This window comes from Bacillus sp. IBL03825, from assembly GCF_024712505.1.
In the GTDB taxonomy this organism is placed as follows: Bacteria; Bacillota; Bacilli; order Bacillales; family Bacillaceae_G; genus Bacillus_A; species Bacillus_A wiedmannii.
In genome coordinates, this window is sequence record NZ_JAMXKE010000001.1 from 90,001 (window position 1) to 103,247 (window position 13,247).

Below are 13,247 nucleotides of genomic sequence, written 5' to 3' on the forward strand. Positions count from 1 at the left end.
GTTTAGCAAAAACACAGGTCTCTGCGAAGCCGTAAGGCGAAGTATAGGGGCTGACACCTGCCCGGTGCTGGAAGGTTAAGGAGAGGGGTTAGCGTAAGCGAAGCTCTGAACTGAAGCCCCAGTAAACGGCGGCCGTAACTATAACGGTCCTAAGGTAGCGAAATTCCTTGTCGGGTAAGTTCCGACCCGCACGAAAGGTGTAACGATTTGGGCACTGTCTCAACCAGAGACTCGGTGAAATTATAGTACCTGTGAAGATGCAGGTTACCCGCGACAGGACGGAAAGACCCCGTGGAGCTTTACTGTAGCCTGATATTGAATTTTGGTACATTTTGTACAGGATAGGCGGGAGCCATTGAAACCGGAGCGCTAGCTTCGGTGGAGGCGCTGGTGGGATACCGCCCTGAATGTATTGAAATTCTAACCTACGGGTCTTATCGACCCGGGAGACAGTGTCAGGTGGGCAGTTTGACTGGGGCGGTCGCCTCCTAAAGTGTAACGGAGGCGCCCAAAGGTTCCCTCAGAATGGTTGGAAATCATTCGTAGAGTGCAAAGGCATAAGGGAGCTTGACTGCGAGACCTACAAGTCGAGCAGGGACGAAAGTCGGGCTTAGTGATCCGGTGGTTCCGCATGGAAGGGCCATCGCTCAACGGATAAAAGCTACCCCGGGGATAACAGGCTTATCTCCCCCAAGAGTCCACATCGACGGGGAGGTTTGGCACCTCGATGTCGGCTCATCGCATCCTGGGGCTGTAGTCGGTCCCAAGGGTTGGGCTGTTCGCCCATTAAAGCGGTACGCGAGCTGGGTTCAGAACGTCGTGAGACAGTTCGGTCCCTATCCGTCGTGGGCGTAGGAAATTTGAGAGGAGCTGTCCTTAGTACGAGAGGACCGGGATGGACGCACCGCTGGTGTACCAGTTGTTCTGCCAAGGGCATAGCTGGGTAGCTATGTGCGGAAGGGATAAGTGCTGAAAGCATCTAAGCATGAAGCCCCACTCAAGATGAGATTTCCCATAGCGTAAGCTAGTAAGATCCCTGAAAGATGATCAGGTTGATAGGTTCGAGGTGGAAGCATGGTGACATGTGGAGCTGACGAATACTAATAGATCGAGGACTTAACCATATAATATGTAGCAAATGTTATCTAGTTTTGAAGGAATATGCCTTCATAGTTTGGTGATGATGGCAGAGAGGTCACACCCGTTCCCATACCGAACACGGAAGTTAAGCTCTCTAGCGCCGATGGTAGTTGGGACCTTGTCCCTGTGAGAGTAGGACGTCGCCAAGCAATTAAACACGAGTCAAATGACTCGTGTTTTTTCGTGTTTTCTTTTATAATCCATAGTAATTAAAAAATGTGTTTAAATAATTATTATTTTGATTAAATACAGGGGAATGTGGCTAGGATAGTGAATAAGCAAAAGAGTTGCAAATTTTATTAATACGTATATAATTAAAGTCAAAGATAGTCAAAGTCAATAAGGGTGGCGGATAAATGAGAAATATATCTGATATCATTGAGCAATATCTAAAGCAAGTTATTGACTTAAGTAATAATAATGTGATTGAAATCAAAAGAAATGAGATTGCGGATCGATTCGAGTGCGTACCATCTCAAATCAATTATGTAATCAATACCCGTTTTACGATAGAAAGAGGATTTGTTGTAGAAAGTAAACGTGGTGGAGGAGGTTACATTCGCATTATAAAAGTCAAACTGCATGACGATATAGACATGATCGATCAAATGCTTCATATGATTGATCATAGCGTTGCGCAAGGGAATGCAGAGAGTATGATTATACGTTTAATAGAAGAGGGCATCATAACAAATCGTGAAGCTAAACTTATGTTAAGTGTACTAGATCGTTCTGTATTATCAATGGATGTTCCTTCTCGAGATGAACTTAGGGCTCGAATATTATGCGCAATGTTAAGAACACTGAAATATAAATAAATATAGCTTTTGTAAAAGAATAATAACTAAGAGATAAGGCAGTTAAATATTGTAGAGGTTTTGAAAAAAGAACACGCACTTTTATTTAAATAAAGGAAAGTGAACAATCTAGTAATGTATGAAAAGTACTATCAGATAGATCGTTCCTATTGTAAAGGTGGGGATAGTGATGACTTGTCAAAACTGTAATATAAGACCAGCAACTTTACATTATACAAAAGTAATCAACGAACAGAAGGCGGAAGTTCATCTTTGTGAGCAATGTGCAGAACAAAGTGGCTATACGTCTTTCTTTCAATCACCGCAGTCTAACTTTTCATTCCATGATTTATTTGCTGGGTTATTATACGGTGAATCAACAATGTTTGAAGAAGGACAAAATGGGCTTTCGAATACAAGTATATTAAGGTGTCCAGATTGTAAGATGACATCTGAGCAATTTACAAAGGTGGGACGCTTTGGATGTGCTTCTTGTTACGATACATTTAAGGGACATTTAAAGCCATTATTAAAACGTCTGCATGGCGGACATACAGATCATTGTGGAAAAATTCCGGAACGTATAGAAGGAAATCTTCACTTAAAGAAAGAATTAGATGAACTAAAACTCATTCTGAAACAATACGTACAGAAAGAGGAGTTTGAGAAAGCTGCTGAAGTAAGGGATAAAATTCGAGGTCTTGAAAATCAGTTTAGTGAGCATAGAGAGGGGGAATAGTTCTATGTCACTGGACAAAATTATGAATGAAGCGATTAGTCCATGGATGAAGGGGGATGGCCCTGATTCGGATATTGTTTTAAGTAGTCGAATTCGTTTGGCTCGTAATTTTAAAAAATATCAATTCTCTACTATGCAAAACGAAGAAGAAGCTAAACAGATTCATGAATTATTTAAAAAGGAATTTATTAATAAAACCGTAGAACCTTTTGGAGAGTTTGAACTATTAAAAATGAATGAATTAACGCCTCTTCAAAGGAGAGTATTAGTTGAAAAGCATTTAATTAGTCCTAACCTTGCAGGCACAGAATATGGAGCATGTCTATTATCAGAAAGCGAACATATTAGTGTTATGCTTAATGAAGAAGACCACATTAGGATACAGTGCTTATTTTCAGGGTTGCAGTTATCAGAGGCCCTTCAAAGTGCCAATCAAATAGATAATTGGATAGAGGAAGAGGTTGAGTATGCTTTTGATGAATCACTTGGATATATAACGAGCTGCCCTACTAACGTTGGTACAGGATTGAGGGCTTCCGTAATGCTTCACTTACCGGGACTCGTTTTAACGAAAAGAATTAGCCGCATTATACAAGTAATTCAAAAATTAGGGTTAGTAGTAAGAGGAATATACGGTGAAGGTAGCGAAGCGTTAGGTAATATATTTCAAGTGTCAAATCAAATGACGCTAGGAAAATCTGAAGAAGATATTATTGCAGATTTAAAGAGTGTCATTCAACAAATCATACAGCAAGAAAAAATGGCTAGAGAATTAATTGTACAAAATTCAAGTATTGAGCTTGAAGATAAAGTTTATCGCTCTTATGGCATACTAGCAAACAGTCGGTTAATTCAATCTGCAGAAGCGGCCACTTGCTTATCAGATGTACGACTTGGTATTGATTTAGGATATATAAAAGGTGTATCGAGAAATATTTTGACTGAGCTAATGGTTCTTACACAACCAGGCATTTTACAACAATATGCAGGTGGACCTTTAGGACCAGAAGAAAGAGATTATCGAAGAGCAACCTTAATCCGTGAGCGATTACGTATTGAAAAAAACTAAGCGCAAGTAGGAGGCGATTTCTATGATGTTTGGAAGATTTACAGAAAGAGCACAGAAAGTATTAGCTTTATCTCAAGAGGAAGCAATTCGTATTGGGCATAATAATATTGGAACAGAACACATTTTACTTGGGCTTGTACGCGAAGGGGAAGGAATTGCAGCAAAAGCGTTAATTGCTCTTGGATTAAGTCCAGAGAAGGTTCAAAAAGAGGTAGAAGCGTTAATTGGACGCGGAACAGAAGCTTCTCAAACTGTACATTATACACCGCGTGCTAAAAAGGTTATTGAGTTGTCTATGGATGAAGCTCGTAAATTAGGTCATTCTTACGTTGGAACAGAACATATCTTACTTGGTTTAATCCGTGAAGGTGAAGGTGTAGCAGCACGTGTTTTAAATAACTTAGGTGTTAGCCTAAATAAGGCAAGACAACAAGTATTGCAACTTCTTGGAAGTAATGAAGCAAGTTCAGGTCACCAAGGTGGTTCTTCAACGAATGCCAATACACCGACACTGGATAGCTTAGCACGTGATTTAACAGTTGTTGCACGTGAAAATCGTCTAGATCCTGTTATCGGTCGTGGTAAAGAAATTCAACGTGTAATTGAAGTTTTAAGCCGTAGAACAAAAAACAATCCTGTATTAATTGGAGAACCTGGTGTAGGTAAAACGGCAATTGCAGAAGGATTAGCACAACAAATTGTAAATAATGAAGTTCCTGAAACATTAAGAGATAAGCGTGTTATGACACTAGATATGGGTACAGTTGTAGCTGGAACGAAATATCGTGGTGAATTTGAAGATCGTTTAAAGAAAGTTATGGATGAAATCCGTCAAGCTGGAAACATTATTCTATTTATTGATGAACTTCATACATTAATTGGTGCAGGTGGAGCAGAAGGTGCAATTGATGCATCAAACATTTTAAAACCATCTTTAGCACGCGGAGAGTTACAATGTATCGGGGCGACAACCTTAGATGAATATCGTAAATATATTGAAAAAGACGCGGCTTTAGAAAGACGTTTCCAACCAATTCACGTTGATGAGCCAAGTTTAGACGAATCAACTCAAATCTTGAAAGGTTTACGTGATCGTTACGAAGCGCATCACCGTGTATCTATTACAGATGATGCAATTGATGCAGCTGTAAAGCTTTCAGACCGCTATATTACAGATCGTTTCTTACCAGATAAAGCAATTGATTTAATTGATGAAGCTGCTTCAAAGGTTCGCTTACGCTCTTATACAACACCACCAAATCTAAAAGAGCTTGAAGTAAAGCTTGAGGAAATTAGAAAAGAAAAAGATGCAGCTGTGCAAAGTCAAGAATTTGAAAAAGCTGCTTCCTTACGTGATATGGAACAACGTTTACGTGAGAAGTTAGAAGATACGAAGCGTCAATGGAAAGAGCAACAAGGAAAAGAAAACTCAGAAGTGACAGTAGAAGATATTGCAAATGTCGTTTCTACGTGGACTCGTATACCTGTTTCTAAACTTGCACAAACAGAGACTGATAAATTATTAAACTTAGAATCCATTCTTCACAACCGTGTTATTGGTCAAGATGAAGCGGTAGTAGCTGTAGCAAAAGCTGTTCGTCGTGCTAGAGCAGGATTGAAAGATCCGAAACGTCCGATTGGTTCATTTATTTTCTTGGGACCAACAGGTGTAGGTAAAACGGAACTAGCAAGAGCATTAGCAGAATCTATGTTCGGTGATGAGGATGCAATGATTCGCATCGATATGTCTGAGTACATGGAGAAGCATTCGACTTCTCGTTTAGTTGGATCTCCTCCAGGATATGTTGGATATGAAGAAGGTGGACAATTAACAGAAAAGGTTCGCCGTAAGCCATATTCAGTTGTTCTATTAGATGAAGTAGAGAAAGCTCATCCTGATGTGTTTAACATTTTACTACAAGTATTAGAAGATGGTCGCTTAACGGATTCTAAAGGGCGTACAGTTGATTTCCGTAATACAATTGTTATTATGACATCTAACGTTGGTGCAGATGCGTTAAAACGTAATAAACATCTTGGATTTAACGTACAAGATGAGAGCCGCGATTATTCAGATATGAAAGGTAAAGTAATGGATGAACTGAAAAAGGCATTTCGTCCAGAATTCTTAAACCGTATTGATGAAATTATCGTGTTCCATATGCTTGAGAAAAAACATATTCAAGAGATTGTAACACTTATGGTGAATCAGTTAGTGAAGCGCTTAAAAGAGCAAGAGATTGAATTGCATTTAACAGAAGGAGCGATTTCAGCCATTGCTGATAAAGGATTTGACCGAGAATACGGTGCTCGTCCGCTTCGTAGAGCAATTCAGAAACATGTAGAAGATAGACTATCGGAAGAACTTTTAAAAGGTGCTATTGAGAAAGGACAAAAAGTTATCTTTGATGTTGAAGGGGAATCATTTGTCATTCATAGTGCTGAAAAGGTAAAATAAGTATAGACAAACTAAGAGGGCTACGAGATAGCCCTCTTTCTTGTACGAGAAGGATAAATTGTTTATAGATGAAAGTGAAGTGAAATATAAAACGATATGGCTAAAAAGAAAACAAAATTCACATGTCAAGAGTGTGGTTATCAGTCACCAAAATATATGGGGAAATGCCCTGGTTGTGGTCAATGGAATACGCTTGTTGAAGAGATGGAACCGGTTGTATCATCAAGACGCCTTAATTATGCCAATGCAATTCAATCGGAAGTAACAAAACCAAGACGTCTAACAGAAGTAGAAACAAAATCTGAGGCACGTATTGAAACGAAATTCCAAGAGTTTAACCGTGTACTTGGCGGTGGGATTGTAGATGGATCCTTAGTACTTATTGGTGGAGACCCTGGGATTGGGAAATCAACATTGTTATTACAAATTTCATCGCAATTAGCAGATTCTTCATATGATGTACTATACATATCAGGTGAGGAGTCAGCAAAGCAGATTAAACTTCGTGCAGATCGTTTGCATGTAAAGGGTAGTAATCTATTTGTTGTAGCAGAAACGGATCTACAGCGAATTGCAGCGCACATTGAAGAGATGAATCCAGCTTTTGTTGTTATTGACTCTATTCAAACGATACATTTACCTGAAGTGACGTCAGCCCCAGGAAGTGTAGCGCAAGTACGTGAATGTACAGCGGAATTAATGAAACTTGCAAAAACGAAAGGAATTCCTATTTTTATCGTCGGACATGTAACAAAAGAGGGGGCAATTGCAGGACCTCGTATGTTAGAACATATGGTCGATGCAGTTCTTTACTTTGAAGGAGATCGTCATCATACATATCGTATCTTGCGAGCTGTGAAGAATCGTTTTGGTTCCACGAATGAAATGGGTATTTTTGAAATGAAAGAGCTTGGTCTTGCGGAAGTCTTAAACCCTTCTGAAATTTTTCTTGAGGAAAGACCCGTTGGAGTCGCAGGATCAACAGTAGTTGCCTCAATGGAAGGAACAAGACCGGTTTTAGTAGAAATACAAGCATTAATCTCCCCTACTAGTTTTGGAAACCCTCGAAGAATGGCGACGGGAATTGATCATAACCGTGTATCGCTTATTATGGCAGTGCTAGAAAAAAGAACAGGTTTATTATTGCAAAACCAAGACGCATATTTAAAAGTAGCAGGTGGTTTGAAATTAGATGAACCAGCAATTGATTTAGCTGTGGCTTTAAGTATTGCTTCAAGTTTTAGAGATAAACCCACGACACCAACTGATGCAGTAATAGGAGAAGTGGGATTAACTGGAGAAATAAGAAGAGTATCAAGAATTGAACAACGTGTACAAGAAGCAGCTAAATTAGGATTTCAACGTGCCATTATTCCTAGAAAAAATTTGGGGGGATGGACAATTCCGGATGGGATTGAGGTAGTAGGTGTATCTAATTTAGGGGAAGCGCTTCGTTTGACATTAGGAGGCTAGGCTATGGAAGAAAACAAGCAACGTGTCAAAAGTATGATTAATATTTTACAGCTCGTGGCCCCAGGAACACCACTGCGCGAAGGGATAGATAATGTGCTTCGCGCACAAACAGGGGGACTAATTGTTCTTGGATATAATGAACAAATTAAAAGTATTGTTGATGGGGGATTTCACATTAATTGTGCATTCTCTCCTGCTAGTTTATACGAATTAGCAAAAATGGATGGGGCACTTATTTTAAATGAAACTGGAAGTAAAATTTTAATTGCAAATGCACAGTTAGTTCCAGAGGCATCTATTGATTCTATTGAAACAGGTATGCGCCACCGGACGGCAGAGCGTGTAGCAAAGCAGACAGGTAGTCTCGTTGTGGCTATTTCACAAAGACGTAACGTAATTACACTATATCAAGGGAATTTACGTTATACACTAAAGGATATAGGTGTTATTTTAACAAAGGCAAACCAAGCTATTCAAACGTTAGAAAAATATAAGGCTGTATGGAATGATGGTATTACGAATTTGGGCATTCTAGAATTTGAAGAAGTCGTTACAATGTCCGAGGTGGTTCATGTGTTACATAGTGTTGAAATGGTACTGCGGATTAAAAATGAAATATTGAGCTATATTCATGAGCTAGGAACAGAAGGTAGGTTAATTCGTTTACAACTTACAGAACTACTAGCTGATTTAGAGGCAGAGGCAGCGTTATTAATTAAAGATTATTATCAAGAAAAAACACAAGACCATCATCAAATTTTGAAAAAGTTACAAGATCTTGCGAATACACAACTTCTAGAGGATAGCGATTTAGTTAAATTGCTTGGCTACCCAGGACAAATGAGTTTAGAAGAAAGTGTGACGCCGAGAGGATACCGAATCACAAGCAAAATTTCGCGCGTTCCGCCACTTATCATTGAAAATTTAATTAATCGATTTAAGACCTTGCAAGGTGTTTGTCGAGCAACTATTAATGAATTGGATGATGTGGAAGGAATTGGAGAAGTCAGGGCGAAGAAAATACGAGAAGGCCTAAAAAGAATCCAAGAGCATCTCTATATGAGTAGACACAATTAAGAATATTACATTGATTCTATAATATAACGACACTAGAACATTTTTGGTATATGATATGGTATATTGGTAAATAAAACTATTTATAAAAAAACACGTCCGCTTTTGCATTCGGCGTTTTGATTAGCGAAACAATGGTTAATAATGAGTAGGAGGTGGTTGGATGTTAAAACGAATTGTACAGCTCTTCTTTCTAGTAATTGGCGGAGCGTTAGGGATTTACTTAATCCCAAAAGTTATTAATGTATTAGACATGGGTGCTGTTCCTTTATTGGAAGGATCGTATGTTCGTGCAATTATTGGTGCAATTATTTTATTTTTAACAACATTTTGGCTTGTAGATTATATTGTTCAACTTATTAAGCATATTGAAGAGGCTCTTGTAAAGGCGCCTGTAGCGGATGTTTTATTTGGTACATTAGGATTAATCTCTGGTCTTATTGTTGCATATTTAATTTTAATACCAATTCGTGAATTTACAATTCCAGTTATTAGTACAGTGTTGCAAGTGTTCTTTACTCTTTTACTTGGATATTTAGGATTCCAAGTAGGGTTTAAAAAGAGGAATGAATTGCTAGGATTATTTACATTACCACAACGTGGGAAGAAGAAAAATAATAATAGTGAGAATGAAGAAACTGAGGTAGAAGAATCTACAACTCATTGGAAAATTCTCGATACGAGTGTAATTATCGATGGGCGTATTGCTGATATTTGCCAAACAAAGTTTTTAGAAGGAACAATTGTGATTCCACAATTCGTGTTAGAAGAACTTCAGCACATTGCCGATTCTTCTGATGCTTTAAAGCGTAATCGTGGTCGCAGAGGATTAGATATTTTAAATCGTATTCAAAAAGAGATGCCGATTCCGGTAGAAATTTATGAAGGCGATTTCGATGATATTCAAGAAGTGGATAGCAAACTTGTAAAGTTGGCGAAAATCACTGGTGGAACGGTAGTAACGAATGATTTCAACTTAAACAAAGTTTCTGAATTACAAGGGGTAACGGTGTTAAATATTAACGATTTAGCTAATGCAATTAAACCTGTTGTACTCCCAGGTGAAGAACTGAGTGTTTATGTTGTCAAAGATGGAAAAGAACAAAATCAAGGTGTTGCATATTTAGATGATGGTACGATGATTGTAGTAGAAGATGGTAGAGAATATGTAGGTTCACAACTCAATGTGCTTGTTACTAGTGTGTTACAAACATCGGCTGGGCGCATGATTTTCGCCAAACGTAAATTATTAGAAAAAGCATTATAAGTAGAGGATTATTAATATGTATACATTAATTATTCCAGCAGCTGGTCAAGGTAAGCGGATGGGTGCTGGTAAAAACAAGTTGTTCTTACTTATTAATGAAGTACCGATTATTGTGCATACGTTACGTGCTTTTGAAAAAGATAAAGCATGCAAAAGTATTATTATGGCAATTAACGAAGAAGAACGTCCGTATTTTGAAGAATTAATGCAGAAGTATCCAATTGAAAAGCCAGTACAATTTATTCAGGGCGGAGCCGAAAGACAAGATAGTGTATATAACGCTATTCAGCATACTAGTGATGTTGAGTATGTTCTTGTACATGACGGCGCGCGTCCATTTGTAACGAATAAAGTGATTCAAGATGTATTAACTGCAGCGGAAAAATATGGAGCGTCCATTTGTGCGGTACCAGTGAAAGATACAGTTAAGAAAGTAGAGCTGGGTATCGTTGTCGAAACGGTAGAAAGATCTCAGCTTAAAGCTGTACAAACACCACAAGGGTTCGCTGTTTCTCTTTTGTTAGAAGCTCATAGAAGTGCAAAACAGGGTTGTTTCCTTGGTACAGATGATGCAAGCCTCGTAGAACGTATCGGGAAGCAAGTAGGTGTAGTAGAGGGGAGTTACTATAATATTAAAGTGACGACTCCAGAGGATTTAGTAATTGCTGAAAGTTTCCTTCATGTTCAAAAGAAATGACAGTGATGATTATAGCGAAAAAAAGCTCGGCAACAGCCGGGCTTTTCTTTATAAGGATAGCAATATAATATAGAATCATAAAGCTCTGTAGTTTAGCTTGAGGAGGATGTAAAAAATGTTTCGAATTGGACAAGGTTTTGATGTGCATGAGTTTGCGGAAGGTAGACCGTTAATTATTGGTGGAATTACAATTCCTCATGAGAAAGGATTAATTGGTCATTCAGATGCAGACGTATTGTTACATACGATTGCGGATGCATGTTTAGGTGCGATTGCAGCTGGAGATATTGGAAAGCATTTCCCTGATACAGATCCTGCCTTTAAAGATGCTGATTCAGCTGTATTGCTGCAAAAGGTTTGGGAATTTGTACGTGAACAAGGTTACGAGTTAGGGAATCTAGATTGTACAATTATTGCTCAAAAGCCAAAGATGGCACCACATATTGAAAGTATGCGTAAACGTATTAGTGAACTATTAGAAACGTCTATTGACAATATCAATGTAAAGGCAACAACAACAGAAAAATTAGGATTTACAGGTAGAGAAGAAGGAATTGCTTCTCAAGCAGTTGTTTTATTACAGAAAAAATAATGGTTTTTAATTCGTAAGATGGATAATCACATTTTTTTGGTGTACAATTATAGAATGTGTTGACATTAAGAATGGAAGGTGTACCAATTATGGAAAAGCAAGTGAGAGTGCGCTATGCGCCAAGTCCAACAGGACACTTACATATCGGAAATGCGCGTACGGCATTATTTAATTATTTATTTGCTCGTCATCAAGATGGTAAGTTTATTATTCGTATTGAAGATACTGATGTGAAACGTAATGTTGCTGGTGGAGAAGAAAGCCAATTAAAATACTTGAAATGGCTCGGTATGGACTGGGATGAAGGTGTTGATGTTGGTGGTGAATTTGGACCATATCGTCAAACAGAGCGTTTAGATATTTATAAAAAATTATATGAAGATTTACTAGAGCGTGGTTTAGCTTACAAATGTTATATGACAGAAGAAGAGCTAGAAGCAGAACGTGAAGGACAAATCTCTCGTGGTGAAACACCTCGTTATGCAGGTAACCACCGTGATTTAACTGAAGTACAAGTGAAAGAATTTGAAGCTGAGGGACGTATTCCAAGTATTCGTTTCCGTGTACCAGTTGATCGCGACTACACGTTTAAAGATATCGTAAAAGATGAGGTTGCATTCCATTCAAATGATTTCGGTGATTTCGTTATCGTGAAAAAAGATGGAATACCAACTTATAACTTTGCGGTAGCAGTAGATGATCACTTAATGGAGATTACACATGTACTTCGTGGTGATGATCATATTTCAAATACGCCAAAACAAATGATGATTTACGAAGCTTTCGGTTGGGATATTCCGCAATTTGGTCATATGACTTTAATTGTAAACGAAAGCCGTAAAAAATTAAGTAAGCGTGATGAATCTATTATTCAATTTATTGAGCAATATAAAGAGCTTGGATATCTTCCAGAAGCAATCTTTAACTTTATTGCACTACTAGGTTGGTCGCCAGTAGGAGAAGAAGAAATCTTCTCTCAAGAAGAGTTTATCAAAATGTTCGATGCAGCTCGTTTATCAAAATCACCTGCATTATTTGATTCTCAAAAATTAAAATGGATGAACAACCAATATATGAAAAAGCAAGATTTAGATACGGTGGTAGAATTAAGCTTACCGCATCTAGTGAAAGCTGGACGTATAGGTGAAACTTTAAGTGAACAAGAGCAAGCTTGGATTCGTGATGTAATTGCGTTATATCATGAACAAATGAGTTTTGGAGCTGAAATTGTAGAGCTTTCTGAAATGTTCTTCAAAGATCATGTTGATCATGAAGAAGAAGGACAAGAAGTATTAAAAGGTGAACAAGTACCAGAAGTACTTCGTGCATTTGCGGGTCAAGTAGAAGCGCTAGAAGCGATGGAACCAGCAGCAATTAAGGCGGCTATTAAAGCGGTGCAAAAGGAAACAGGTCATAAAGGTAAAAACTTATTTATGCCAATCCGTGTTGCAACTACTGGTCAAACACATGGTCCAGAGCTTCCTAATGCTATTGCACTTCTTGGAAAAGAAAAAGTTTTAAATCGTCTTCAAAAAGTAATTGGTTAACATTTTCTAGGTTTAGAAATATAATAAGTATACTTAAAACCTAATAAGGAAAAGCGACGAGAAGGAGAAGTAGAAAATCAGGCTTTTTACAGAGAGAACCACCTTTAGGCTGGAAGTGGTTTATAAGCGGATTTTTGAAATGCCCCTTCGAGTCTTCTGCTGAACAGCGAATTGTTTTGCGAAACGTTTTAGGGCGTAAAGTAAGCAGAAGCGGTGTACACCGTTATCAGAGATGAGTTTGAGGCTTTTTTTAGCCTAAACAGAGTGGAACCGCGCTTAAAAGGCGTCTCTGTCAATATGACAGAGGCGTCTTTTTTTATACCGTAAAAGTGGATATGAGTATAAGTTTTATCCCTGTGTATAAAGATTTAGGGGGATAAGTAGGGAGTAAAGG

Annotated in this window: 10 protein-coding genes, 2 rRNA genes and 1 other annotated feature (1 of these 13 running past the window's edge); all 12 genes read left to right on the forward strand. The window is 38.3% G+C overall.

Annotated features, from left to right (window positions below; all coding sequences use genetic code 11):
* Positions 1-1,124: ribosomal RNA gene (locus NHG49_RS00495) — 23S ribosomal RNA — on the forward strand; it begins 1,798 nt to the left of the window's first position.
* A 49-nt stretch (positions 1,125-1,173) separates the two neighbouring features.
* Positions 1,174-1,289 (forward strand): 5S ribosomal RNA (gene rrf, locus NHG49_RS00500).
* Positions 1,290-1,496: 207 nt separating this feature from the next.
* Complete coding sequence (gene ctsR, locus NHG49_RS00505; protein ID WP_001244556.1) at positions 1,497-1,958, forward strand: transcriptional regulator CtsR; 462 nt, start codon at positions 1,497-1,499, stop codon at positions 1,956-1,958.
* A gap of 169 nt (positions 1,959-2,127) precedes the next feature.
* Entirely contained in the window at positions 2,128-2,676 is a 549-nt protein-coding gene (gene mcsA, locus NHG49_RS00510) for a protein-arginine kinase activator protein McsA (RefSeq protein ID WP_258125439.1), read from the forward strand.
* 4 nt (positions 2,677-2,680) lie between these two features.
* Complete coding sequence (gene mcsB, locus NHG49_RS00515) at positions 2,681-3,745, forward strand: protein-arginine kinase McsB (protein WP_061672638.1); 1,065 nt, start codon at positions 2,681-2,683, stop codon at positions 3,743-3,745.
* Positions 3,746-3,767: 22 nt separating this feature from the next.
* On the forward strand, positions 3,768-6,203 hold the full coding sequence (gene clpC, locus NHG49_RS00520; protein ID WP_000971181.1) for an ATP-dependent protease ATP-binding subunit ClpC: 2,436 nt from the start codon (positions 3,768-3,770) through the stop codon (positions 6,201-6,203).
* A gap of 96 nt (positions 6,204-6,299) precedes the next feature.
* Positions 6,300-7,676 (forward strand): DNA repair protein RadA, encoded by a 1,377-nt coding sequence (radA, locus tag NHG49_RS00525; RefSeq protein ID WP_001085204.1) that lies wholly within the window; start codon positions 6,300-6,302, stop codon positions 7,674-7,676.
* A gap of 3 nt (positions 7,677-7,679) precedes the next feature.
* Entirely contained in the window at positions 7,680-8,753 is a 1,074-nt protein-coding gene (gene disA, locus NHG49_RS00530) for a DNA integrity scanning diadenylate cyclase DisA (RefSeq protein ID WP_000392165.1), read from the forward strand.
* Positions 8,754-8,913: 160 nt separating this feature from the next.
* Entirely contained in the window at positions 8,914-10,017 is a 1,104-nt protein-coding gene (locus NHG49_RS00535; protein WP_000919687.1) for a PIN/TRAM domain-containing protein, read from the forward strand.
* 16 nt (positions 10,018-10,033) lie between these two features.
* Positions 10,034-10,714: a 2-C-methyl-D-erythritol 4-phosphate cytidylyltransferase gene (gene ispD / locus NHG49_RS00540; RefSeq protein WP_064475094.1), complete on the forward strand. Its 681-nt coding sequence runs from the start codon at positions 10,034-10,036 to the stop codon at positions 10,712-10,714.
* A gap of 115 nt (positions 10,715-10,829) precedes the next feature.
* The gene (gene ispF, locus NHG49_RS00545; protein ID WP_000488386.1) at positions 10,830-11,306 is read left to right on the forward strand and encodes a 2-C-methyl-D-erythritol 2,4-cyclodiphosphate synthase; all 477 of its coding nucleotides are present in this window, start codon (positions 10,830-10,832) and stop codon (positions 11,304-11,306) included.
* 89 nt (positions 11,307-11,395) lie between these two features.
* Complete coding sequence (gene gltX / locus NHG49_RS00550; RefSeq protein ID WP_064475095.1) at positions 11,396-12,853, forward strand: glutamate--tRNA ligase; 1,458 nt, start codon at positions 11,396-11,398, stop codon at positions 12,851-12,853.
* Between the two features lie 47 nt (positions 12,854-12,900).
* Positions 12,901-13,147 (forward strand) — a binding site (T-box leader).
* Positions 13,148-13,247 lie beyond the last annotated feature (100 nt).